At 63.0% G+C, this 23452-nt stretch carries 19 protein-coding genes and 2 pseudogenes; 14 read left to right on the top strand and 7 right to left on the bottom strand.

Annotated elements, in window-relative coordinates; genetic code table 11:
- Window positions 1–742: 742 nt before the first annotated feature.
- A complete protein-coding gene (gbcA, locus tag M1B34_RS16155) occupies window positions 743–2038 on the bottom strand; it encodes a glycine-betaine demethylase subunit GbcA (protein WP_268265624.1) in 1296 nt (431 codons plus the stop codon).
- Between the two features lie 290 nt (window positions 2039–2328).
- Between gbcA and gbcB the strand changes: the two genes are divergently transcribed.
- A complete protein-coding gene (gbcB, locus tag M1B34_RS16150; protein WP_123327538.1) occupies window positions 2329–3429 on the top strand; it encodes a glycine-betaine demethylase subunit GbcB in 1101 nt (366 codons plus the stop codon).
- Window positions 3430–3510: 81 nt separating this feature from the next.
- Here the strand turns inward: gbcB and M1B34_RS16145 are convergent.
- Window positions 3511–4550: pseudogene (locus tag M1B34_RS16145) on the bottom strand (threonine aldolase family protein).
- A gap of 170 nt (window positions 4551–4720) precedes the next feature.
- Here M1B34_RS16145 and M1B34_RS16140 point away from each other — a divergent pair.
- The 8 genes and pseudogenes from M1B34_RS16140 (at window position 4721) to fdhA (ending at window position 14544) form a co-directional block, all read left to right on the top strand.
- On the top strand, window positions 4721–5413 hold the full coding sequence (locus tag M1B34_RS16140) for a TraX family protein (RefSeq protein ID WP_425273519.1): 693 nt from the start codon (window positions 4721–4723) through the stop codon (window positions 5411–5413).
- A gap of 259 nt (window positions 5414–5672) precedes the next feature.
- Window positions 5673–6926: a serine hydroxymethyltransferase gene (gene glyA, locus M1B34_RS16135; RefSeq protein WP_123327535.1), complete on the top strand. Its 1254-nt coding sequence runs from the start codon at window positions 5673–5675 to the stop codon at window positions 6924–6926.
- 22 nt (window positions 6927–6948) lie between these two features.
- Window positions 6949–8199, top strand: coding sequence for a sarcosine oxidase subunit beta family protein (locus tag M1B34_RS16130; RefSeq protein WP_123327534.1), 1251 nt, complete (start codon window positions 6949–6951; stop codon window positions 8197–8199).
- 14 nt (window positions 8200–8213) lie between these two features.
- Window positions 8214–8516 (top strand): sarcosine oxidase subunit delta, encoded by a 303-nt coding sequence (locus M1B34_RS16125; RefSeq protein ID WP_123327533.1) that lies wholly within the window; start codon window positions 8214–8216, stop codon window positions 8514–8516.
- On the top strand, window positions 8513–11530 hold the full coding sequence (locus M1B34_RS16120) for a sarcosine oxidase subunit alpha (protein WP_268262748.1): 3018 nt from the start codon (window positions 8513–8515) through the stop codon (window positions 11528–11530). Before M1B34_RS16125 ends, M1B34_RS16120 begins: the two co-directional genes overlap by 4 nt.
- Before the next feature lie 66 nt (window positions 11531–11596).
- On the top strand, window positions 11597–12229 hold the full coding sequence (locus M1B34_RS16115) for a sarcosine oxidase subunit gamma (protein ID WP_123327531.1): 633 nt from the start codon (window positions 11597–11599) through the stop codon (window positions 12227–12229).
- Window positions 12230–12354: 125 nt separating this feature from the next.
- Window positions 12355–13211 (top strand): annotated as a pseudogene (purU, locus tag M1B34_RS16110) (formyltetrahydrofolate deformylase).
- A gap of 133 nt (window positions 13212–13344) precedes the next feature.
- Complete coding sequence (gene fdhA, locus M1B34_RS16105) at window positions 13345–14544, top strand: formaldehyde dehydrogenase, glutathione-independent (protein ID WP_123327529.1); 1200 nt, start codon at window positions 13345–13347, stop codon at window positions 14542–14544.
- 103 nt (window positions 14545–14647) lie between these two features.
- Here fdhA and M1B34_RS16100 read toward each other — a convergent pair whose 3' ends face one another.
- From M1B34_RS16100 to M1B34_RS16090, 3 genes are all read right to left on the bottom strand, one after another.
- The gene (locus M1B34_RS16100; RefSeq protein WP_123327528.1) at window positions 14648–15232 is read right to left on the bottom strand and encodes a hypothetical protein; all 585 of its coding nucleotides are present in this window, start codon (window positions 15230–15232) and stop codon (window positions 14648–14650) included.
- A 132-nt stretch (window positions 15233–15364) separates the two neighbouring features.
- Window positions 15365–16039: an anti-sigma factor gene (locus tag M1B34_RS16095; protein WP_268265622.1), complete on the bottom strand. Its 675-nt coding sequence runs from the start codon at window positions 16037–16039 to the stop codon at window positions 15365–15367.
- A complete protein-coding gene (locus M1B34_RS16090; protein WP_123327526.1) occupies window positions 16036–16677 on the bottom strand; it encodes an RNA polymerase sigma factor in 642 nt (213 codons plus the stop codon). Before M1B34_RS16090 ends, M1B34_RS16095 begins: the two co-directional genes overlap by 4 nt.
- Before the next feature lie 154 nt (window positions 16678–16831).
- Here M1B34_RS16090 and M1B34_RS16085 point away from each other — a divergent pair, with 154 nt between their 5' ends.
- The gene (locus tag M1B34_RS16085; RefSeq protein ID WP_123327525.1) at window positions 16832–17389 is read left to right on the top strand and encodes a DUF2780 domain-containing protein; all 558 of its coding nucleotides are present in this window, start codon (window positions 16832–16834) and stop codon (window positions 17387–17389) included.
- On the opposite strand, the gene M1B34_RS16080 is transcribed toward M1B34_RS16085, so the two are convergent.
- A complete protein-coding gene (locus M1B34_RS16080) occupies window positions 17390–18277 on the bottom strand; it encodes an acyltransferase (protein ID WP_268265621.1) in 888 nt (295 codons plus the stop codon). It abuts the gene before it with no gap.
- A gap of 184 nt (window positions 18278–18461) precedes the next feature.
- Here M1B34_RS16080 and rloA2 point away from each other — a divergent pair, with 184 nt between their 5' ends.
- From rloA2 to creD, 4 genes are all read left to right on the top strand, one after another.
- Window positions 18462–18962, top strand: a complete 501-nt coding sequence (gene rloA2, locus M1B34_RS16075; protein ID WP_268262754.1) for a retropepsin-like aspartic peptidase RloA2 — start codon at window positions 18462–18464, stop codon at window positions 18960–18962.
- Between the two features lie 59 nt (window positions 18963–19021).
- Window positions 19022–19696, top strand: coding sequence for a two-component system response regulator CreB (creB, locus tag M1B34_RS16070; RefSeq protein WP_268265620.1), 675 nt, complete (start codon window positions 19022–19024; stop codon window positions 19694–19696).
- Window positions 19696–21114: a two-component system sensor histidine kinase CreC gene (gene creC, locus M1B34_RS16065; protein ID WP_268265619.1), complete on the top strand. Its 1419-nt coding sequence runs from the start codon at window positions 19696–19698 to the stop codon at window positions 21112–21114. Before creB ends, creC begins: the two co-directional genes overlap by 1 nt.
- A 96-nt stretch (window positions 21115–21210) precedes the next feature.
- Window positions 21211–22587 carry a cell envelope integrity protein CreD gene (creD, locus tag M1B34_RS16060; protein WP_123327520.1) on the top strand — a complete coding sequence of 459 codons (1377 nt, stop codon included), beginning with the start codon at window positions 21211–21213 and terminating at the stop codon, window positions 22585–22587.
- 141 nt (window positions 22588–22728) lie between these two features.
- Here creD and M1B34_RS16055 read toward each other — a convergent pair whose 3' ends face one another.
- Window positions 22729–23358: a glutathione S-transferase gene (locus M1B34_RS16055; protein WP_123327518.1), complete on the bottom strand. Its 630-nt coding sequence runs from the start codon at window positions 23356–23358 to the stop codon at window positions 22729–22731.
- Window positions 23359–23452 lie beyond the last annotated feature (94 nt).

Below are 23452 nucleotides of genomic sequence, written 5' to 3'. Positions count from 1 at the left end.
CAGCTCCTACAGAGCCCTCGCAGCCCGCGCAAATATCGTAGGAGCCGGCTTGCCGGCGATGGCGTCCTCGGGGTTTAGCGCATGCCTCGGGCATTGCTGATCGCTGGCAAGCCAGCTCCTACAGAGCCCTCGCAACCTGCGCGAATAATGTAGGAGCCGGCTTGCCGGCGATGGCGGCCTCGGGGTTACTCACAATCCCTGTGTGCGTCTCTGTGGATAAGATGTACGCACCTTGCTCCAGCCCTTATGAATCAAGCGCTCCAGCCGCCTGTGCAAAATTTGACCAGGCTAAGTTGGCGTTTTTTATGGCTTTTTTCCAAGCCTGAGAAATCACGGAGAGAACTTTTGCACAGGAGTTGCCCCCAAAGTCTGTTGGCCGTTCTGTGGATAAGGTGTTCGCCTTCAGCTAGGGCCCTTTAAAACCGTGGCTTTCAGTGGGCTGATCAAAAAACAGCCAAAGCACACCCAAAACCCTGTTTCCCCATAAGTCACGGATTTTATTACCCTTCTCGAAAGAAATATCCCCAGCGCCCGGGCAGTTGCCCACAATGGCTGTGGGTCAAGCTGTGGATAAGATGTTTGCGGAAGGCTGCATGCCGCGTCCGCTATAGGCTGTTCAGCCATCGATCAAATTTCATACACATTCATCGGCTGTCGACCGTCCACACGCAAAAAGGCCCGGTGCATGCCCGGGCCTTTAGGGTTCCGCGTATCGCTTGAGGTGTGCTGCCCCTCGTGGCGCTTATCCGTGTACCGGCACGCCTTTCAGGTATGGCGCCGGTTCGGCCCCCAGGTTGCTCAGCATGCGCTCGCTGTACCAGTCGATGAAGTTGACCACGCCGAACTCATAGGTCTTGGAGTAGGGGCCTGGCTGGTAGGCGGTGGAGTTGATGCCGCGCTGGTTCTCTTCGGCCAGGCGCCGGTCCTGGTCGTTGGTGGCGTCCCAGACCTGGCGCATGCGCTCCACGTCGTAGTCCACGCCTTCCACGGCGTCCTTGTGCACCAGCCATTTGGTGGTGACGATGGTTTCCTGGGCGCTGATTGGCCACACAGTGAACACGATGATGTGGTCGCCCATGCAGTGGTTCCAGGAATGTGGCAGGTGCAGGATGCGCATCGAGCCCAGGTCCGGATTCTTGATCCGCCCCATCAGCTTGGCGCAGCCCTGCTTGCCGTCCAGGGTCATGGACACGGTGCCCTTGAGCAGGGGCATGCGCACGATGCGATTGCGCAGGCCGAAGCTGGCATGGGCGTAAGGGATCTTCTCGGCTTCCCAGGCGGCGGCGGAGGCGGCCACGTGGTCCTTGAAGGCCTGGTCGGCGCGGGGGTCGGTAACGTCGTCCCACTCCAGCAGGGTTTTCAACAGCTCCGGGTGGGAGCCGCCGCAGTGGTAGCACTCGCGGTTGTTCTCCAGCACCAGTTTCCAGTTGGCCTTTTCGCGCAAGGTGGTTTGCACCGCCACCTTGGTGTTCTCCATGTCGTACGGCTCCATGTAATGGGCCAGCGTGGAGAGGAAGTCGTCGATGGCCGGTGGGTTCTCGGCCAGCGAAATGAAGATGTAGCCGCCAGCGGTCTTCACGTTGACCGGCTTGAGGCCGTACTGCTTCATGTCGAAGTCGGCGCCCATCTCGGTGCCGGCGAACAGCAGGCGCCCGTCCAGTTCGTAGGTCCACTGGTGGTAGTGGCAGACCAGTTTGGCCACCTTGCCCTTGTCGCTGGTGCACAGCCGCGAACCGCGGTGGCGGCAGACGTTGTGGAAGGCGTGGACCACGCCGTCGGCGCCGCGAATGACGATGATCGGGTTCTTGCCGATCTGCAGGGTGATGTAGTTGCCCTTGGCGGGGATCTCGCAGGTCATGCCGGCGATCAACCATTCCTTGTGGAAGATCTCCTGCATGTCGATGTCGAACAGCCTTTCGTCGCAGTAGAACGGCTGCGGCAGGGAGAAGGTCCGCTCGCGCTCCTGCAGCATTTGTGCAGTGGCCTTGCGTGCGGGTTCCAGCGGATCGCCCAAGCTCAGGGTTGCGGTGACGTCCATCGTTCAAGTCCTCATGGCCGTTCGGTGCGGCCGGCGATATAGAGAGTGGCTACGGTTGGTGCTACGCAAGTCACGAAAAATCGGCTGTTGTCGTTGAGGCGAGTGTGGGTCCGCCAGCGGCTTGAACCTTATCCATGGGCGACATGCCCCAATCTGTTCCCGACGCGCAAGGCCCGGTCCCTGGGGGCTGGTCGCGATAAGCATGTGAATGTCGCAGATAGGTAAATGGGCGCCAGGCGCCTTACGCAGAATCGCTGACATGAAGCCGACCGTCGGCCGTGGAGAACAGCATGTCCAACACCTTCCTCAACCCGGTAACCACCCAGACCTGGGCCAATGGCCGTCACATCGTCCGTTGCGTCAAAGTCATCCAGGAAACCTGGGACGTGCGGACCTTCTGCTTCATGGCCGACCAGCCGATCATGTTCTTCTTCAAACCGGGGCAGTTCGTCACCCTGGAGCTGGAAATCGAAGGCCAGCCGGTGATGCGTTCCTACACCATCTCCAGCTCGCCGTCGGTGCCCTACAGCTTCTCGGTGACCATCAAGCGTGTGCCCGGGGGCAAGGTCTCCAACTGGCTCCACGACACCTTGCATGAAGGCCAGGAGCTGGCGGTGCACGGGCCGGTGGGGCTGTTCAACGCCATCGACTTCCCCAGCCCGAAGGTGCTCTACCTCAGCGGCGGCGTCGGCATCACCCCGGTGATGTCCATGGCGCGCTGGTTCTACGACACCAACGCCAACGTCGACATGGTGTTTATCCACAGCGCCCGCTCACCGAAAGACATCATTTATCACCGCGAGCTGGAGCACATGGCGTCGCGGATCGATAACTTCAGCCTGCACCTGATCTGCGAAAAACACGGCCTGGGCGAGCCCTGGGCGGGTTATCGCGGTTACCTGAACCACAAGATGCTGGAACTGATGGCCCCGGACTTCCTGGAGCGGGAAGTCTTCTGCTGCGGGCCGACCCCGTACATGAACGCGGTCAAACGCCTGCTGGAAGCTGCTGGCTTCGACATGGCGCGCTACCACGAAGAATCCTTTGGCGCGACGCCACCCGAAGCCCGGGCCGATGCGGTGGAACATGCCGAACAAGCCGCCGAAGCGCCGGAAGTCGATGTGGCCGATCTGCATCAGGTGGAATTCACCGCGTCCGGCAAGAGCATCCGCGTGGTTCCAGGGGAAACCGTCCACGCCGCGGCGGCCAAGCTTGGCCTGATGATCCCCAAGGCCTGCGGCATGGGCATCTGCGGCACCTGCAAAGTGCTCAAACTGGGCGGCGAAGTGGAGATGGAGCACAACGGCGGGATCACCGAAGACGACGAAGCCGAAGGCTACATCCTGTCCTGCTGCAGCGTGCCCAAGGGCGACGTGCGCATCGAATATTGACCCACGCAGCTACTGGACGCAGAGCGTCCGGGGCGGCATTCCCACACGGAGCGTGGGAACGAGCAGTGCAGGTGACGGTGGTCAGGCGCTCATGACGGTGCGGATGTCCGCGGCCAGTTCGCGTACACGTTCTTCCTTGGTGTCCCAGGAGCACATGAAGCGGGCGCCGCCCTTGCCGATGAAGGTGTAGAAGCGCCAGCCCCTGGCGGTCAGGGCGGCGATCGCCGGTTCCGAGAGTTGCAGGAACACGCCGTTGGCCTGCACCGGGAACATCAGTTCGACGCCGGGAATGTCTTCCACCAATTTGGCCAGTAATTGGGCGCAGTGGTTGGCGTGGCGGGCGTATTTGAGCCAGGCGCTGTTTTCCAGGATGCCGACCCAGGGGGCCGACAGAAAGCGCATTTTCGAGGCCAATTGGCGGCCTGCTTGCAGCGGTAGTCGAAGTCTTCGGCCAGTTTGTGGTTGAAGAACAGAATCGCCTCGCCCACCGCCATGCCGTTTTTCGTCCCGCCAAAGCACAGCACATCGACGCCGGCTTTCCAGGTCAGGTCGGCTGGCGAGCAGCCGAGAAAGGCGCAGGCGTTGGAGAACCGCGCTCCGTCCATGTGCAGGTTGAGGCCCAGTTCCTTGCAAGTGGCGCTGATGGCGCGGACTTCTTCAGGGGTGTAGACGCTGCCGACTTCGGTGGCCTGGGTCAGGGTGACGACTCGCGGCTTGGGGTAGTGGATGTCCTGGCGCTTGAGGGCGATCTCGCGGATCGATTCCGGCGTCAGCTTGCCGTTCTGGGTGCCGGCGACCAGCAGCTTGGAGCCGTTGGAGAAAAACTCCGGGGCGCCGCATTCGTCGGTTTCGACGTGGGCGGTTTCCGAGCAGATCACGCTGTGGTAACTCTGGCACAGCGACGACAGGGCCAATGAGTTGGCGGCGGTGCCGTTGAAAGCGAAAAACACCTCGCAGTCGGTTTCGAACAACTTGCGGAAATGATCGGCGGCGCGTGCGGTCCATTGGTCGTCGCCGTAGGCGCGCTCGTGACCCTGATTGGCCTGTTCCATCGCCGCCCAGGCTTCAGGGCAGATGCCGGAATAATTGTCGCTGGCGAATTGTTGGCTGTTGTCGGTCATGGCCGGCTCCGTGGTCGATGATGGTGCGCACTTTACCCAAGATTGATCAGGGAGCACACGTTCTGTTTATGCCGCAAAAATGCAGGCCCCATGGGGATTTATGCGTGCCCTGGCGCGCAGGCAGCCGCGACGGTGCACTGGACGCATTGAAGTGGCTGGCGTTGCTGAGCATGGTCCTCGATCACCTGCGTTATGTGGGGTTGAGCCTGGACTGGCTGTATGTACCGGGGCGCCTGGCGTTTCCCTGGTTCTGTCTGGCCATGGCGCTCAACCTGGCGCGCCATGGCGCCCTCAAGCACAACCCACTCAAGCACGGCCCACTCAAATACGACACAGGCGGGCCATGGCGCTACTTGGGCTGGCTGCTGTTGTTCAGCGGCCTGAGCGAGATTCCCTACCGGCTGTTCATGACCGATGCCGAGACCCTCAATGTGCTGCCGACCCTCGCCCTGGGTTTGCTGGTGGCGCGGGGCTGGCAGCAGTCGGCACTCCAGGCCCGATGCCTGGGGGGCCTGGCCTTGCTGCTGGCGGCGGTGTTTTCCGACCACCTGATGTTCGGCGTGTTCGGGGTCTTGCTGCCCTTGGCGCTGCTGTGGGCGGTGCAGCGTCCCTGGTATTTCAGCCTGCTGCCGGGGCTGGTGTGCCTGGCCGCCAATCAATGGCAAACCTTGTTCCCGGCGGCGCGCCTGGGCAATCAGGTGGCGACTTTCGGTATTGCCGTTTGTCTGTTGGCGCCACTGCTGGGGCTGTGGCTGCTGCGGGCCTTGCGCGGTTGTTCGGTGTTGGCAATGCGACGCTGGGCCTATGGGCTGTATCCGCTGCATTTCCTCTGTTTGCTGGTGTTGCGTGGTGTTTTGAGCTGATTGCGTACCGGTTGAGGGGGTCTTTGCTGGCAAGCCAGCTCCGACAGGGCGGGGGGAGGGGTTGAGCTAGAGCGGTTGCCGAGTGGCGGGTCGGTGCATTTATCCGGGGCCGTCAGGGCATGTCGTAAACGCACCTTTGCGTGGCGTCCATAGGCATTTGAGTTCGTCGTCCCGGTCATACCATCGCATCCAAAGGGCGCAGCTGTAAGGCTGGCCTCACCGAGACGAAAGGCGCACCGCCGCCGCTGGGAGAGACGCGATGTTCAGCAAGCAAGACCAGATCCAGGGTTATGACGATGCACTGCTGGCGGCGATGAATGCCGAGGAGCAACGTCAGGAAGATCACATCGAGCTGATCGCGTCGGAAAACTACACCAGCAAGCGCGTCATGCAGGCCCAGGGCAGCGGCCTGACCAATAAATACGCCGAAGGCTACCCGGGCAAGCGCTACTACGGTGGCTGCGAACACGTGGACAAGGTCGAGGCCCTGGCCATCGAACGCGCCAAGCAGCTGTTCGGTGCCGACTACGCCAACGTCCAGCCGCACTCCGGCAGCCAGGCCAACGCCGCGGTGTTCCTCGCCTTGCTGCAAGCCGGCGACACCGTGCTGGGCATGAGCCTGGCCCACGGCGGCCACCTGACTCACGGGGCCAAGGTCAGCTTCTCCGGCAAGCTCTACAACGCGGTGCAGTACGGTATCGACACCGACACCGGGCTGATCGACTACGACGAAGTCGAGCGCCTGGCCGTCGAGCATCAGCCGAAAATGATCATTGCCGGCTTTTCCGCTTATTCGAAAACCCTGGATTTCCCGCGGTTCCGCCAGATCGCCGACAAAGTGGGCGCCTACCTGTTTGTCGACATGGCCCACGTCGCCGGCCTGGTCGCCGCCGGCCTGTACCCGAACCCGCTGCCTTACGCCGACGTGGTCACCACCACCACCCACAAGACCCTGCGCGGCCCGCGCGGCGGCTTGATCCTGGCGAAGGCCAACGAAGAGCTGGAAAAGAAATTCAATGCCGCGGTATTCCCCGGTGGCCAGGGCGGCCCGTTGATGCACGTGATTGCCGGCAAGGCCGTGTGCTTCAAGGAAGCGCTGGAGCCCGGCTTCAAGGCGTACCAGCAACAAGTGATTGATAACGCTCAGGCCATGGCCGGCGTGTTTATCAAACGTGGCTACGATGTAGTGTCCGGCGGCACCGACAACCACCTGTTCCTGGTCAGCCTGATTCGCCAAGGCCTGACCGGCAAGGAAGCCGATGCCGCCCTGGGCCGCGCCCACATCACCGTGAACAAGAACGCCGTGCCCAACGACCCGCAGTCGCCGTTTGTCACTTCCGGCCTGCGCATCGGCACCCCGGCAGTCACCACCCGCGGTTTCAAGGTCACCCAGTGCACCGAGCTGGCCGGCTGGATCTGCGACATCCTCGACCACCTCGGCGATGCCGATGTCGAGGCCAATGTCGCTCGGCAAGTAGCCGCCCTGTGCGCTGATTTCCCGGTTTACCGCTGAGAGCCGTTTTGGAGTAATGACTATGCAACGCTACTCAGGCTTCGGCCTCTTCAAGCACTCCCTCAGCCACCATGAAAACTGGCAGCGCATGTGGCGCACGCCGACCCCGAAAAAAGTCTACGACGTGGTCATCGTCGGCGGCGGCGGGCACGGCCTGGCCACGGCCTACTACCTGGCCAAGGAGCACGGCATCACCAACGTCGCCGTGGTCGAGAAGGGCTGGTTGGGCGGCGGCAACACCGCGCGCAACACCACCATCGTGCGTTCCAACTACCTGTGGGACGAGTCGGCGCACCTCTACGAACACGCGATGAAGCTCTGGGAAGGTCTGTCCCAGGACCTGAACTACAACGTCATGTTCTCCCAGCGCGGCGTCTACAACCTGTGCCACACCCTGCAGGACATTCGTGATTCCGAGCGTCGGGTCAGCGCCAACCGCCTCAACGGCGTCGACGGCGAACTGCTCAACGCCAAGCAAGTGGCGGACGAAATCCCCTACCTGGATTGCTCGAAGAACACCCGTTACCCGGTGCTCGGCGCTACCGTGCAACGTCGCGGTGGCGTGGCCCGTCACGATGCCGTGGCTTGGGGCTTTGCTCGTGCGGCCGATGCCCTGGGCGTGGACCTGATCCAGCAAACCGAAGTCATCGGCTTCCGCAAGGAAAACGGCGTGTGCATCGGCGTTGAAACCAACAAGGGTTTTATCGGCGCCAAGCGCGTCGGCGTGGTCACCGCCGGTAACTCCGGGCACATGGCCAAGCTCGCGGGCTTCCGCCTGCCGATCGAGTCGCACCCGTTGCAGGCCCTGGTGTCGGAGCCGATCAAGCCGATTATCGACAGCGTGATCATGTCCAACGCCGTGCACGGCTACATCAGCCAGTCCGACAAGGGCGACCTGGTGATCGGCGCCGGTATCGACGGCTGGGTTGGCTACGGCCAGCGCGGTTCGTACCCGGTGATCGAGCACACCATCCAGGCCATCGTCGAGATGTTCCCAGTCCTGTCCCGGGTGCGCATGAACCGCCAGTGGGGCGGCATCGTCGACACCACCCCGGACGCCTGCCCGATCATCTCCAAGACGCCGGTGCCGAACATGTTCTTCAACTGCGGTTGGGGCACTGGCGGCTTTAAGGCCACCCCGGGCTCGGGCAACGTATTCGCTGCGAGCCTGGCCAAGGGCGAAATGCACCCGCTGGCCGCTCCTTTCTCCATCGACCGTTTCCACAACGGTGCGTTGATCGATGAACACGGCGCTGCTGCGGTCGCCCACTAAAAGGACAAATCCCTATGTTGCATATCTTCTGTCCTCACTGCGGCGAACTGCGCTCTGAAGAGGAATTCCATTCGTCCGGCCAGGCGCATATTCCGCGCCCTCTCGACCCGAATGCCTGCACCGACGAGCAGTGGGGCGACTACATGTTCTTCCGCGATAACCCCCGCGGCCTGCACCACGAGCTGTGGATCCATGCGGCCGGTTGCCGTCAGTATTTCAACGCCACCCGCGACACCGTGACCTACGAAATTCTTGAAACCTACAAGATTGGCAGCAAGCCGCAATTCACCGCCAAGGCTGCTGGAGAGAAGGTATGAGCCAGACCAATCGCCTGTCCAACGGTGGACGGATCGACCGCAATAAAGTCCTGACCTTCACCTTCAACGGCCAGACCTACAAAGGCTTTGAAGGCGACACCCTGGCCGCCGCCTTGCTGGCCAACGGCGTGGATATCATCGGTCGCAGCTTCAAGTACTCCCGGCCTCGGGGCATCTTTGCCGCCGGTTGTGAAGAGCCCAACGCGGTGCTGCAGATCGGCGCCACCGAAGCCACCCAGATCCCCAACGTGCGCGCCACCCAACAGGCGCTGTACCAAGGTCTGGTCGCCACCAGCACCAACGGCTGGCCGAGCGTCAACAACGACATGATGGGCATCCTCGGCAAGGTCGGCGGCAAGCTGATGCCGCCGGGTTTCTACTACAAAACCTTCATGTACCCGCAATCGTTCTGGATGACCTACGAGAAGTACATCCGCAAGGCGGCGGGCCTCGGCCGTTCGCCGACCGAGAATGATCCGGACACCTACGACAACATGAACCAGCACTGCGACGTGCTGATTGTCGGTGCCGGCCCTGCCGGCCTGGCCGCCGCCTTGGCCGCGGCGCGCAGCGGTGCCCGGGTGATCCTGGCGGACGAACAGGAAGAGTTCGGCGGCAGCCTGCTGGACAGTCGCGAGAGCCTGGACGGCAAGCCGGCGGCGGAATGGGTGGCCAGCGTGATCGCTGAACTCCAGGCCCTGCCCGACGTGCTCCTGCTGCCTCGGGCCACGGTCAACGGCTACCACGACCACAATTTCCTGACCATCCACGAGCGCCTCACCGACCACCTGGGTGACCGTGCCCCGATCGGCCAGGTGCGCCAGCGTATCCACCGGGTACGGGCCAAGCGCGTGGTCCTGGCCACCGGCACCCACGAGCGGCCACTGGTCTACGGCAACAACGACGTGCCGGGCAACATGCTGGCTGGCGCAGTCTCCACCTACGTGCGCCGCTACGGCGTGGCGCCGGGCAAGAAGCTGGTGCTGAGCACCAACAACGATCACGCCTACCGCGTGGCCCTGGACTGGCTCGATGCCAGCCTGCAAGTGGTGGCCATCGCCGACGCCCGCAGTAACCCGCGCGGCGCCCTGGTGGAAGAAGCTCGGGCCAAGGGCATCCGGATCCTCACCTCCAGTGCGGTGATCGAAGCCCGTGGCAGCAAGCACGTCACCGCCGCGCGCATCGCGGCGATTGACGTCAAGGCCCATAAAGTCACCAGCCCCGGCGAATGGCTCGATTGCGACCTGGTCGCCAGTTCCGGCGGCTACAGCCCGGTGGTGCACCTGGCTTCGCACTTGGGCGGCAAGCCGGTCTGGCGTGAAGACATTCTCGGTTTTGTACCGGGTGAGGCGCCGCAGAAACGTGTGTGCGTCGGTGGCATCAACGGTGTCTACAGCCTGGGCGACTCCCTTGCCGACGGTTTTGAAGGGGGCGTACGCGCTGCCAGCGAAGCCGGGTTCCAAGCGGTAGAGGGTGTGTTGCCCAAAGCCCTGAGCCGCCTTGAAGAGCCGACCCTGGCGCTGTTCCAGGTGCCCCACGAAAAAGGCACGGCGCGGGCGCCCAAGCAATTTGTCGACCTGCAGAACGATGTCACCGCCGCCGCCATCGAACTGGCGACCCGGGAAGGTTTTGAGTCGGTCGAGCACGTCAAACGCTACACCGCCCTGGGTTTTGGTACCGATCAGGGCAAGCTCGGCAACGTCAACGGCCTGGCGATTGCCGCCCGTTCGCTGAACGTGACCATCCCGCAGATGGGCACCACCATGTTCCGCCCGAACTACACGCCGGTGACCTTCGGCGCGGTGGCTGGCCGTCACTGTGGGCATATCTTCGAGCCGGTACGTTTCACCGCGCTGCATTCGTGGCACCTGAAAAACGGCGCCGAATTCGAAGACGTCGGGCAATGGAAGCGTCCTTGGTACTTCCCGAAACACGGTGAAGACCTGCACGCCGCGGTCAAGCGCGAATGCCTGGCGGTGCGCGACAGCGTCGGCCTGCTGGACGCCTCGACCCTGGGCAAGATCGATATCCAGGGCCCGGACGCCCGTGAATTCCTCAACCGCATCTACACCAACGCCTGGACCAAGCTCGACGTGGGCAAGGCCCGTTACGGCCTGATGTGCAAGGAAGACGGCATGGTCTTCGACGACGGCGTCACCGCCTGCCTCGCCGACAACCACTTCCTGATGACCACCACCACCGGCGGCGCGGCTCGCGTGCTGCAGTGGCTGGAGATCTACCAGCAGACCGAATGGCCGGAGCTCAAGGTGTACTTCACCTCGGTCACCGACCACTGGGCCACCATGACCCTGTCGGGCCCTAACAGCCGCAAGCTGCTGAGTGAAGTCACCGACATCGACCTGGACAAGGACGGCTTCCCGTTCATGACCTGGAAAGAAGGCCTGGTCGGCGGTGTGCCGGCGCGGGTGTTCCGTATCTCGTTTACCGGCGAGCTGTCGTACGAAGTCAACGTCCAGGCCGACTACGCCATGGGCGTGTTGGAGCAGATCGTCGAGGCCGGCAAGAAGTACAACCTGACGCCGTACGGCACCGAGACCATGCACGTACTGCGGGCCGAGAAGGGCTTCATCATCGTCGGCCAAGACACCGACGGTTCCATGACCCCGGACGACTTGAACATGGGCTGGTGCGTGGGCCGTACCAAGCCGTTCTCGTGGATCGGCTGGCGCGGGATGAACCGTGAAGACTGCGTGCGTGAAGAACGCAAGCAACTGGTGGGCTTGAAGCCGATCGACCCGACCGTGTGGTTGCCGGAAGGCGCGCAGTTGGTGTTCGACGCCAAGCAGGCGATCCCGATGAAGATGGTCGGCCACGTCACCTCCAGCTACGCGCACAACTCCCTGGGTTATTCGTTTGCCATGGGTGTGGTCAAAGGCGGCTTGAAGCGCATCGGCGAACGGGTGTTTTCGCCCCAGGCGGATGGCAGCGTGATCGAGGCGGAGATTGTGTCCTCGGTGTTCTTCGACCCGAAAGGCGACCGCCAGAACATTTGATAGCGTCCAGTGCGGCGTTCCCACGCAGAGCGTGGGAACGATCACAGAATTCAAGACAGGTGCTTTATGACCGCAGCCAATGTTTACCAACAACGCCCGACCACTGGGGCCAAGGCCGAGTCGTCGCTGCACCACGCCGACCTGCCGAGCCTGGTGGGCAAGGGCCGCAAGAACGCCGGTGTCACCCTGCGTGAGAAGAAACTCCTCGGCCACCTGACCCTCCGTGGCGACGGTCATGACCCGGCGTTCGCCGCCGGCGTGCACAAGGCCCTGGGCATCGAATTGCCAGCGGCGCTGAGCGTGATCGTCAAAGGCGAAACCAGCCTGCAATGGCTGGGTCCGGATGAATGGCTGCTGATTGTGCCGAGCGGTGACGAGTTCGCTGCCGAGCAACAACTGCGTGAGGCGCTGGGCGACCTGCACATTCAGATCGTCAACGTCAGCGGCGGCCAGCAGATTCTTGAGCTGTCCGGTCCCAACGTGCGCCAGGTGCTGATGAAGTCCACCAGCTACGACGTGCACCCCAACAACTTCCCGGTGGGCAAGGCGATCGGCACGGTGTTCGCCAAGTCGCAACTGGTGATCCGCCGTACAGGCGAGGAGACCTGGGAGCTGCTGGTGCGCCGCAGCTTCTCCGATTACTGGTGGTTGTGGTTGCAGGACGCCGCTGCCGAATACGGCCTGCGCGTAGAAGCCTGACATGAGGTGACGCTTCTCTGTAGGAGCCGGCTTGCCGGCGATGGCGCCCTCAAGGCCGCTATCGTCGACCAGCCCAGCTCCTGCAGGGGGCGCACCACCTGAAGTTGCTTGAGGAGTTAACCGTAATGAGCCGCGCACCCGACACATGGATTTTGACCGCCGACTGCCCCAGCGTGCTCGGCACGGTGGACGCGGTGACCCGCTTTCTGTTCGAGCAGGGCTGCTACGTCACTGAGCACCATTCCTTCGACGACCGGCTCTCGGGCCGTTTTTTTATTCGTGTGGAATTCCGCCAGCCGGACGGCCTCGACGAGCAGGGTTTCAGTACCGGCCTGGCCGAACGGGCCAAAGCCTTCGACATGAACTTCGAGCTGACGGCACCGAACTACCGGCCAAAAGTAGTGATCATGGTATCCAAGGCCGATCACTGCCTCAACGACCTGCTGTACCGCCAGCGCATCGGCCAGCTGTCCATGGACGTAGTGGCAGTGGTGTCCAATCACCCTGATTTGAAACCTTTGGCCGACTGGCACCAGATTCCCTACTACCATTTCCCCCTCGACCCCAACGACAAGCCGTCCCAGGAGCGCCAGGTGTGGCAGGTGATTGAAGAGTCCGGTGCGGAATTGGTGATCCTTGCGCGCTACATGCAAGTGCTGTCGCCGGAGCTGTGCCGCAAGCTCGATGGCAAGGCGATCAATATCCATCACTCGCTGTTGCCGGGCTTCAAGGGCGCCAAGCCTTATCACCAGGCCTACAACAAGGGCGTGAAACTGGTGGGGGCGACTGCTCACTACATCAACAACGACCTGGACGAAGGCCCGATCATCGCCCAGGGCGTGGAAGTGGTGGACCACAGCCACTACCCCGAGGACTTGATTGCCAAGGGTCGGGATATCGAAGGCCTGACGTTGCCCGGGCCGTGGGTTATCACATTGAAAGGCGGGTGTTCTTGAACGCCAATAGGACCGTTGTTCTTTAAGAGCAGCAGCAAGCTCCAAGCGGTAAGCGACAAGTAACAGCGGTTTTCACTCTTCTTGCGGCTCATAGCGTGCCGCTTGAAGCTTGACGCTCCTTCCACTCTCTTCACAACAACAACTACAGAGGTGACTGACATGTCTGGTAATCGTGGCGTCGTGTATCTGGGCAATGGCAAGGTCGAAGTCCAGAAAATCGACTATCCAAAAATGCAGGACCCGCGCGGCCGGAAGATCGAGCACGGCGTGATCCTGCGTGTGGTTTCCACCAACATCTGCGGCTCGGACCAACACATGGTGCGCGGCCGTACCACTGCCCAGGTCGGCTTGGTCCTGGGTCATGAAATCACCGGCGAAGTGGTCGAGAAGGGCAGCGACGTCGAGAACCTGAAGATCGGCGACCTGGTTTCGGTGCCGTTCAACGTGGCGTGCGGGCGCTGCCGTTCCTGCAAGGAGCAGCACACCGGGGTCTGCCTGACCGTCAACCCGGCCCGCGCCGGTGGTGCCTACGGTTATGTCGACATGGGCGACTGGACCGGTGGCCAGGCCGAATACGTGCTGGTGCCCTATGCCGACTTCAACCTGCTGAAACTGCCGGACCGCGACAAGGCCATGGAGAAAATCCGCGACCTGACGTGCCTCTCCGACATCCTGCCTACGGGTTATCACGGCGCAGTGACGGCCGGCGTCGGGCCGGGCAGCACGGTGTATGTGGCCGGTGCCGGCCCGGTGGGCCTGGCGGCTGCGGCCTCGGCGCGTCTGCTGGGGGCGGCGGTGGTGATCATTGGTGACGTCAACCCGGTGCGCCTGGCCCATGCCAAGGCCCAGGGCTTTGAAATCGCCGACCTGTCCCAGGACACTCCGCTGCACGAACAGATCGCCGCCCTGCTGGGCGAGCCGGAAGTCGATTGCGCGGTGGATGCGGTGGGCTTCGAAGCCCGCGGCCATGGCCATTCCGGTGCCCAGCACGAAGCCCCGGCCACGGTGCTCAACTCCCTGATGGGCGTGGTGCGGGTGGCGGGCAAGATCGGTATTCCCGGCCTGTACGTCACCGAAGACCCGGGCGCCGTGGATGCCGCGGCGAAGATCGGCAGCCTGAGCATTCGTTTCGGCCTGGGTTGGGCCAAATCCCACAGCTTCCATACCGGCCAGACCCCGGTGATGAAGTACAACCGCCAGTTGATGCAGGCGATCATGTGGGACCGCATCAACATCGCCGAAGTGGTCGGGGTGCAGGTCATCAGCCTGGACGACGCGCCGCGTGGTTACGGTGAGTTCGATGCCGGTGTACCGAAGAAATTCGTCATCGACCCGCACAAACTGTTCAGCGCCGCCTGAGGCTTGAGGCGATAGAAGGAAAGGGCGACCCACGGGTCGCCCTTTTTCATTGTTGCAATGTGCAGTGTCAGGCGATCAGAGGGTAGCGGCTGACGAGGGGCCGTCAGTAGCCTCGGCCCGGGTAGTCGAACCAGTGTTCTCCACTCAGGATCTCCTTCACATGGGCCTCGCTGAAAATGCCTGGCGCATCCCGTTGGAAGCGCGACCGCCACTGAGGCAGCCACCAGTAATTCAGCGCCGTGCTTCTGGGGAGAAGCACCATGCTCAGGACTGATCGATCAATGAGCCCACGCTGATACAGCTCGTGACTGCGGTCCATGAAGTCGAGGTAGTAGTCGATGGGCAGTGAGAGCATCAGGACGGCGGTGTGAAACTTTTCGCTGGGCGCTCGTTGCGGGCTCTCCAGCAGGCCCAGGGCTTCGCAGTAGTGGGCCTGGGGCTGGCGGGCCAGCGCCTGGGCTGACGGCACGCCGAGAATGATCAGTGAGCTGATCTCCTCTTGCCAGTCGGCGCCGTGGGTGTCCTTGAAGTATTGGCTGATGACTTCGGTCAGTGGGCCAGGGGCACGGTCTGCACCTGAGCACAGGTTGCTGTCGATGGGGCGGCCGATGGTCCAGATGGCGATAGAGACGGCCAAGGCCAGGGCGATGCAGCCGTAGAGGGCTGTTCTTGTAGGGGATCGATTCACTTGAAACGCCGGAAAATGCAGGGGGCTGGTTCGGCCGCTTGAGGCTGACGCAGACCCTGTTTGTGAGTGGGCAGGGGAGTTTAGCGTGGGTTGCTTCGCTGGCAAGCCAGCGCCTACAGGCGCAGGCGGCGGTTACAGCGCCGCCAATTGCCCTTGGTACAACACCGGCCCGGTGGGCTGGCCGCTGGGTGAGCCGCCATGGGGTTCGAGGCTCACGGCGAGGGCGATGGGGGTGCCCAGCAGGTCGCGCTGGGCCTGGCTCAGGTTGATCCGGCCCTTGCCGCCCATGGGCACCACGCCCAGGGAAATCGGTTGGCCATCGGCCGGGATCGCCCACAGCTCCAGGCTGCGGTCCAGGCCCACTGTCGCCAGGGTCAATGGCTCGACTTGCAGGTATTGGGCATGGGCCTGGATGCGCAGCGCCGGTTCCTGGCTGGCGCTGAGTAGGGTGGCGCTGTAGCGCACCTGGTCGCTCTGCTGGATAAAACCGATGTACAGGGTCGCCAGCACGGCGCAGGCGGCAATCGCCAGGCGCAGGCGCATCCACAGCGGATTCTTTTTCGGCAAGTGCAGGACCTGAGGCTCAATACGAGCCTGGATGCCGTCCCACACATGGCCCGGCACGTCCTGCTCCGGCAGGGTTTCGGTCAGGCTGGCGAGGCTCTCCTGCCATTTCGCCAGTTCTTCACGCAGGGCCCCGTCGTCCAGCAGCAGCTGTTCGAAGCGTCGGCGCGCGGCCCCCTGCATCAGGCCGATGGCGTAATCGGCAGCGAGGGCGCGGCGTCGGCTGGGCGTCTGGTAGTTCATGATTCAAGGCACCTGCGCAGGCGTTCCATGCCCCGGCGGATCCACGACTTGACCGAGCCCAGGGGCGACGCCAGGTGGTCGGCCAGCTCCGAGCAGGACAGGCCCTGGAAGTAGGCGACGCTGATCGACTGGCGTTGCATGCCCTCCAGGCTGTCCAGGCAACGGTTCAGGGCCTGGGCCTGGCGGGCGCTGTCCAGCAGTTCGTGGGCGGAGGGGCCCTCGTCGGGCAGTTGTTCTTCCCGCTCGGTCAAGGGTCGCTCGCGGTGTTTGCGCAACTGGTCGATGGCTTGATTGCGCAGGATGTGGGTCATCCAGGTCAGCGGTGCCGAGAGGTGGGCCTGGTAGCGCGAGGCGTTGTTCCAGATCCGTATGAAGCTTTCCTGCAGCACGTCTTCGGCCAGGTCGTGGCGGCCCATGAAGCGCAAGGCCACGCCGTGCAGGCGTGGGGCGACGCTGCGGTACAGGCTCTCGAAGGCGCGGCGGTCGCCCAGGGCACATTGGGCCAGCAGTTGCCTGAGATGATCGGGATCGAGGGCGGAAATAAGCGTTCTCCAAACAAACCAGCGGTGAGCGCAAGGCACCGGTTTGCAAGGCCGGCTGGCAGAGATTAGTTCAGGGTGCGCGGTTGTTCCATTCATCGGGAATATCCTCCAGGGCATGGCCTATACGTTGCCCTCGGGCCTCTGGATGCAGCGCCGACGGACGACCGGAACATTCACCGGGCCGATCAGTCAAAACGCTGTTTTCCATCCCACTGTCGAGGATGGCGACAGGTCCACTGAGGTTGCTTCGATGAAGATTTCACGCGGTTTGCTACTGGCTTCACTGATGACCTTGGCCGCGGGCCCAGTGTTGGCCGGGTTCAGCCTGGGGGACGTGGCCGGGGCCATTGCCGGTGCCCAGGGCAACAAGGCCGGGGAGGCCGCCACCACCCCTGAAACGGCCGGCCTGCTGGATAGCCTGGGGTCGCAATTGAAGATCAGCCCCGAGCAGGCGGTCGGCGGTGCCGGTGCCATGTTGGGCCTGGCGAAGAACCAGTTGAGCTCCACCGACTACGCGCAGTTGGCCAAGAGCGTGCCGGGGTTGGACCAGTTGGCGGGCAACAATGCCCTGAGCGGGCTTGGCGGTTTGGGAGGGTTGTTGGGTGATTCCGCCAAGTCCCCGGCCCTCGACGGTTTGCTGGGCAATGTGAAAACCACCAGCGACCTGAACAACACCTTCGGCGCCTTGGGCATGGACAGCGGCATGATCGGCCAATTCGCTCCGTTGATCCTGCAGTACCTGGGGCAGCAGGGTGTTGGTGGTTCGTTGCTGCAAAGCCTGGGCGGTATCTGGGGCACCGGCAGCTGATCAGCCCTGCTCGCCACGCAGATGGGCAATGCGTCGGTCCTTCTCGGTCCAGAGCTGGTTGACCCAGTTCTGGACGTGTTGGCGAAACGCCGGATCGTTTTCGTAATCCCCCTGCCACAACGCCGGGTCCAGTTCACGGGTGTGAATGTCGATGATCACCTTGGGCACCGCGCCGCTGATCAGGTCCCAGAACCCCGGAATCTTCTGCTGCGGATAGACCACGGTGACGTCGAGAATCGCGTCCAGCTGTTGGCCCATGGCGGCCAATACAAAGGCTACGCCGCCCGCCTTGGGCTTGAGCAGGTAGCTGAAGGGGGAGCCCTGTTGCTGGCGTTTTATCGGGGTGAAACGGGTGCCTTCCAGGTAGTTGACCACGGTCACTGGCTGGCGCTTGAACAGCTCGCAGGCGGCCTGGGTGATTTCCAGGTCCTTGCCGCGCAGCTCCGGGTGCCTGGCCAGGAAGGCCTTGCTGTAGCGCTTCATGAAGGGGTAGTCCAGGGCCCACCAGGCCAGGCCCAGGAACGGCACCCAGATCAGCTCGCGCTTGAGGAAGAACTTGAAGAACGGGGTGCGCCGGTTGAGGGCCTGGATCAGCGCCGGGATGTCCACCCAGGATTGGTGGTTGCTGACCACCAGGTACGAAGTGTTGACCCGCAGGCCTTCGCCGCCACGAATGTCCCATTGCGTGGGGATGCACCGGGCGAAGATCAGTTTGTCGATCTCGGCCCAGGTTTCGGCGATCCACATCACAGCCCTTGAGGCGTTATCGCGCCAGCGCCCGGGCAGGACCAGCTTGAGCAGGGCAAACACCATCAGTGGGCCGAACAGCACCAGGGTGTTGAGCAGGAGCAGCAGGGTGACGAAACAGCCGGTGAGCAGGCGGCGCATAAGCAACTCTTGGCAAACGTTTGGACGGGCAATCATAAGCAGCTTGGGTGCAGAGGCCAAATGCCCAAGTGCTGACGAATGTTTCACTTATATACAGTTATGCTTTTGCCCACTCTGTACGTTGAACCCATTGCCCGGAAGCGGTCTAAAAAACCGCTGCCCACTTTCCAAGGAACCCCCTCACGTGAAATCCGTCCTGGCTTTGCTGTCCCTTCTCGCGCTGCCGGTCATGGCCGCCGAGCCCACGCTGTACGGGCGCTACGAATACATTCAGTTGCCGGAAATCGGCGAAACCCTCAAGGCCAAGATGGACACCGGCGCCCTGACCGCGTCGCTGTCGGCCAAGGACATCGAGACCTTTACCCGCGACGGTGAGGATTGGGTGCGTTTCCGCCTGGCCACCAAGGGGGCCGACAACAAGGTCTACGAACACAAAGTGGCGCGCATCAGCAAGATCAAGAGCCGCGCCGATGAAGACGAAGACAGCGAAGAACCGCAGGCGGCCAAACGCCCGGTGGTGGACCTGGAAATGTGCCTGGGCAACGTCAAGCGCACTGTGGAGGTCAACCTCACCGACCGCAGCGGCTTCAACTACCCGTTGCTGATCGGCGCCAAGGCCCTGCGCGAGTTTGGCGCCGCGGTGAACCCGGCTCGACGCTATACGGCGGACAAGCCCGACTGCTGATTGACGGCGCCTGAGGCATCCGGCACCTTTCCCGCACTTAACCTCTGTGCTCGGATGCCATGCCCCATATCCTGATTGTCGAAGACGAAGCGGCGATTGCCGATACGCTGATTTTTGCCCTGCAGGGTGAGGGTTTCAGCACCACCTGGCTGAGCCTGGGCCAGGCGGCGTTGGACCACCAGCGGGCGACGCCGGCGGACCTGATCATTCTCGACATCGGCTTGCCGGACATCAGCGGCTTCGAGACCTGCAAGCAGTTGCGGCGCTTCAGCGAAGTGCCGGTGATGTTCCTCAGTGCCCGGGATGGCGAGATCGACCGCGTGGTCGGCCTGGAGATCGGCGCTGACGATTATGTGGTCAAGCCCTTCAGCCCCCGGGAAGTGGCGGCACGGGTCAAGGCCATCCTCAAGCGCATGGGCCCGCGGACCAGCGAGGCTGCGCCCTTGTTTGTCATCGACCCGGAGCGGGTGCAGATCAGCTACCGCGGCCAGCCCCTGAGCCTGACCCGTCACGAATTTCGTTTGTTGCAGAGCCTGCTGGAGCAGCCCGAACGGGTGTTCAGTCGCGAGCAGTTGCTGGACGCCCTGGGGGTGGCCGCCGACGTCGGTTACGAGCGCAATATCGACAGCCACATCAAGAGCCTGCGGGCCAAGCTGCGGGCAGTGGCGGCCAGCGCCGAGCCGATCCAGACCCATCGAGGCCTGGGCTACAGCTACAGTCCGGTGAACAGCTGATGCCATTGGGCGTACGGATTTTCCTGGTCTATGTGCTGTTTGTCGGCCTGACCAGCTACTTCGTGCTCAACACGGTGATGGAGGAAATCCGCCCAGGGGTGCGCCAGTCCACCGAAGAAACCCTGGTGGACACCGCCAACCTGATGGCGGAGATCCTGCGGGACGACTTCAAGGCCGGGACCCTCAACGAAAACCGCTGGCCCCAGTTGCTGCATGCCTATGGCGAGCGCCAGCCGGCGGCGACCATCTGGGGGTTGCCGAAGAACCAGGTCAACCACCGTATTTACGTGACCGACGCCCAAGGCAAGGTGGTGCTGGATTCCAGCGGCGTCGCCGTGGGCCAGGACTATTCGCGCTGGAACGATGTGTACCTGACTTTGCGCGGCCAGTACGGCGCCCGTTCTACCCGGGCCGTGGCCGAAGACCCGGACTCGTCGGTGATGCACGTCGGTGCGCCGATCCGTGACAACGGCAAGATCATTGGCGTGGTCACCGTGGCCAAGCCCAACAGCTCGTTGCAGCCCTATGTGGACCGCACCCAGCGGCGCTTGATCTGGTACGGCGCCGGGGTGATCGGCCTCGGCCTGCTGTTCGGCGGCCTGTTGTCCTGGTGGCTCAGCGCAGCCTTGCGGCGCCTGACGGCCTATGCCCAGGCGGTCAGCGAAGGTCGGCGCGCCGAGTTGCCCCATTATCGCGGCGGCGAGTTGGAGCAGTTGTCCACGGCGGTGGAGCACATGCGTACCCAGTTGGAGGGCAAGGCCTATGTGGAGCGCTACGTACACACCCTGACCCATGAATTGAAGAGCCCGCTGGCGGCGATTCGCGGCGCGGCCGAGCTGCTGCAAAGCGAGATGCCGGTGGAACAGCGGCAGCGCTTTGTCGGCAATATCGACAGCGAAAGTGCGCGCATGCAGCAGTTGATCGAGCGTCTGTTGAACCTGGCCCAGGTCGAGCAGCGCCAGGGCCTGGAAGAACGGGTGGCGGTGCCCTTGGCGCCCCTGCTCAAAGAGCTGCTCGATGGCCAGGCCGCGCGCATCCAGCGCAAGCAGTTGCGCATCGAGCAGCAGATCGCCCCGGACCTGGCGCTCAACGGCGAGCCGTTCCTGCTGCGCCAGGCCCTGGGCAACCTGCTGGAGAACGCCCTGGATTTCACCCCGCAGCACGGCCTGCTGCGCATCGGCGCCGAGCGTGAGGGCGATGAGCGGGTGTTCTCCCTGTTCAACCAGGCCGAGGCTATTCCCGACTACGCCCTGCCGCGCCTGTGCGAGCGTTTCTACTCCCTGCCACGGCCCGACAGTGGACGCAAAAGCACCGGGTTGGGGCTCAATTTCGTTGCCGAGGTGGTGCAGTTGCACGGCGGCCAGATGAGCATCGGCAATGTGCCGGATGGGGTGCTGGTGACCTTGCGCCTACCTTGATCGGTGGGCGTTCTCCACAGAGTCTCCACACAGCCCTCATAAAACCCCCACAGCGACGCCCCAGACTTTCTCCCATCAGAACAGGGAGAGAACCCCATGAACCACCGCAGTCTGGCCTTGAAACTCGGGGCTATTGCCCTTTTGATCCTGTTGTTGCTGGTGCCGCTGCTGATGATCGGCGGGCTGATCCAGGAGCGTCAGCAACTGCGTGACGGCGTGCTGGAAGACATCGCCCGCAGCTCCAGCGGTAGCCAGCAACTCACCGGCCCGGTGCTGGTGGTGGACTATCGCAAGACCGTGCGCGTCTGGAAGACCAACGAAAAAACCAATAAACGCTACCAGGAAAATACTGAGGTGGAAGGGCGCCTGTTTTTCCTGCCCGAGCATTTCGAACTCAATGGCCAGGCCCAGACCGAACTGCGGGCGCGGGGCATCTACGAGGCGCGGCTGTTCCACGCCGACAGCCATATCAGCGGTTACTTCGCTGTTCCCGAGCAGTACGGCATCAAGGAAGACTTTGCTGATTACCAGTTCGACCCGCCCTTCCTGGCAGTGGGCATCAGCGACATCCGCGGCATCGAGAACGCCCTCAAGCTGCAACTCAATGGCCAGACCCTGGATTTTGCCCCGGGCACTTACGTCAGTTGGCTGGACGAAGGCGTGCACGCCATGTTGCCGCCCCTGGATGTGAAGAAGGTGACCCAGTTGGACTTCGGTTTCGACCTGCGCCTGCAAGGCACCGGTCAACTGGAGGTGGTCCCGGTGGGCAAGACCAGCAAGGTGCAACTGGGCGCCAACTGGCCGCACCCGAGCTTTATCGGCAACTACCTGCCGACCGAGCGTGAAGTCACCGACCGCGGCTTTTCGGCGACTTGGCAGACCTCGTTTTTCTCCACCAACCTGGAACAGGCGATGGACCGCTGCGTCACCAGCCAGAAGTGCGGCGACTTCCATGGCCGCAGCTTTGGCGTGAGCTTTATCGACCCTGTGGACCAGTACCTGAAAAGCGACCGTGCGATCAAATACGCCCTACTGTTTATCGGCCTGACCTTCGCCGGCTTCTTCCTGTTCGAAGTGCTCAAGAGCCTGGCGGTGCACCCGGTGCAATACGCTCTGGTGGGGGTGGCCCTGGCGTTCTTCTACCTGTTGCTGCTGTCGTTGTCGGAGCACCTGGGCTTTGCCCTGGCCTACCTGTTGTCCGCCAGCGGCTGTGTGGTGCTGATCGGCTTCTACGTCAGCCATGTGTTGCACAGCGCCGGGAAAGGCACCGGGTTTGCGCTGGCGTTGGCGGCCTTGTACGGCCTGCTGTATGGCTTGCTCAGTGCCGAGGATTACGCGCTGCTGATGGGCTCGCTGCTGCTGTTTGGCCTGCTCGGGGTGTTTATGGTGCTGACCCGTAAGCTGGACTGGTACGGCATTGGCCAGGACAAGGGCGAGAAACCGCTGCAATTCGAGCTGGGGGCGGTGCAATGAGCCGGTCACTGGGCTTGCGTGAGGATCAACGGCTGGGCGAGGTATTGGCGCAACGGATTGGCGGCTTGTTCCCGGTGGACCTGTTGTGGCTTGATCGCCGGCCGGCCCCTGACGGGCAGCGGCGGCCGGCGACCAACGGCGTCACACCGCAGGCTGGGTGGCGAGCATCGAGGGGCGTTGACTGACTTCGGCGTACCAGGCGGCCAGTTGCGGCTGGGCCTCGCGCCAGTTCAGGTCCGGGTGGCGGAAGTCCAGGTAACCCAGGGCGCTGGCCACGCCAATGGAGGCCACATCGAAGTGGCAGGCCAGTTCGGCAATGGCCTCGGCCTCAAGCTCGGCCAGGGCGCGACGGATCTTGTCGCGCTGACCGTCGAGCCACAGGTCCCAGTGTTTCTCCGGGGCACGCAGGGCCACTTCGTAACGGATCAGCACCGCCGAGTCGAGAATGCCGTCGGCCAGTGCCGCCAGGGTCAGGCGCCGCCAGCGGGACGAGCCCTCACGGGGGATCAGCGGGTTACCCACGTGTTGCTGGTCCAGGTACTCGACAATCACCCGGCTGTCGTAAAGTACGTTGCCGTCGGCCAGGCGCAGGGCGGGAATCTTGCCCAGGGGGTTGTCCTTGATCAGTTCGGCGTCCGGGCTGACCGGGCTCAGTTGGCTGTTGACCAGGGCCACGCGATTCAATTGCCCGGTCTCGTGCAGCAGCACCATGACTTTGCGCACATAGGGTGAGGCGGGGTTGTGGAACAGCGTCATGCTGGGGGTGGACATGGACATTCCTCGAAGGGGGCGGGGGCACCCGGGGATCTTATCCCAGAGCCGGGCCGACGCCACAGCGGCGGATTCAGTATCCTGCTGCCGCCCC

It is taken from the genome of Pseudomonas morbosilactucae, from assembly GCF_023241715.1.
Classification (GTDB): Bacteria; Pseudomonadota; Gammaproteobacteria; order Pseudomonadales; family Pseudomonadaceae; genus Aquipseudomonas; species Aquipseudomonas morbosilactucae.
The sequence above is the reverse complement of the archived record's forward strand: the minus strand, read 5'-3'. Positions and strand labels throughout refer to the sequence as shown.

Bases quoted from the DNA above. Each gene is read 5' to 3' on its own strand.
- gbcA (WP_268265624.1), bottom strand. From the start codon at position 2,038: ATGGACGTCACCGCAACCCTGAGCTTGGGCGATCCGCTGGAACCCGCA.
- gbcB (WP_123327538.1), top strand. From the start codon at position 2,329: ATGTCCAACACCTTCCTCAACCCGGTAACCACCCAGACCTGGGCCAAT.
- M1B34_RS16140 (WP_425273519.1), top strand. From the start codon at position 4,721: ATGGTCCTCGATCACCTGCGTTATGTGGGGTTGAGCCTGGACTGGCTG.
- glyA (WP_123327535.1), top strand. From the start codon at position 5,673: ATGTTCAGCAAGCAAGACCAGATCCAGGGTTATGACGATGCACTGCTG.
- M1B34_RS16130 (WP_123327534.1), top strand. From the start codon at position 6,949: ATGCAACGCTACTCAGGCTTCGGCCTCTTCAAGCACTCCCTCAGCCAC.
- M1B34_RS16125 (WP_123327533.1), top strand. From the start codon at position 8,214: ATGTTGCATATCTTCTGTCCTCACTGCGGCGAACTGCGCTCTGAAGAG.
- M1B34_RS16120 (WP_268262748.1), top strand. From the start codon at position 8,513: ATGAGCCAGACCAATCGCCTGTCCAACGGTGGACGGATCGACCGCAAT.
- M1B34_RS16115 (WP_123327531.1), top strand. From the start codon at position 11,597: ATGACCGCAGCCAATGTTTACCAACAACGCCCGACCACTGGGGCCAAG.
- fdhA (WP_123327529.1), top strand. From the start codon at position 13,345: ATGTCTGGTAATCGTGGCGTCGTGTATCTGGGCAATGGCAAGGTCGAA.
- M1B34_RS16095 (WP_268265622.1), bottom strand. From the start codon at position 16,039: ATGAACTACCAGACGCCCAGCCGACGCCGCGCCCTCGCTGCCGATTAC.
- M1B34_RS16090 (WP_123327526.1), bottom strand. From the start codon at position 16,677: ATGAATGGAACAACCGCGCACCCTGAACTAATCTCTGCCAGCCGGCCT.
- M1B34_RS16085 (WP_123327525.1), top strand. From the start codon at position 16,832: ATGAAGATTTCACGCGGTTTGCTACTGGCTTCACTGATGACCTTGGCC.
- M1B34_RS16080 (WP_268265621.1), bottom strand. From the start codon at position 18,277: ATGCGCCGCCTGCTCACCGGCTGTTTCGTCACCCTGCTGCTCCTGCTC.
- creB (WP_268265620.1), top strand. From the start codon at position 19,022: ATGCCCCATATCCTGATTGTCGAAGACGAAGCGGCGATTGCCGATACG.
- creC (WP_268265619.1), top strand. From the start codon at position 19,696: ATGCCATTGGGCGTACGGATTTTCCTGGTCTATGTGCTGTTTGTCGGC.
- creD (WP_123327520.1), top strand. From the start codon at position 21,211: ATGAACCACCGCAGTCTGGCCTTGAAACTCGGGGCTATTGCCCTTTTG.
- M1B34_RS16055 (WP_123327518.1), bottom strand. From the start codon at position 23,358: ATGTCCACCCCCAGCATGACGCTGTTCCACAACCCCGCCTCACCCTAT.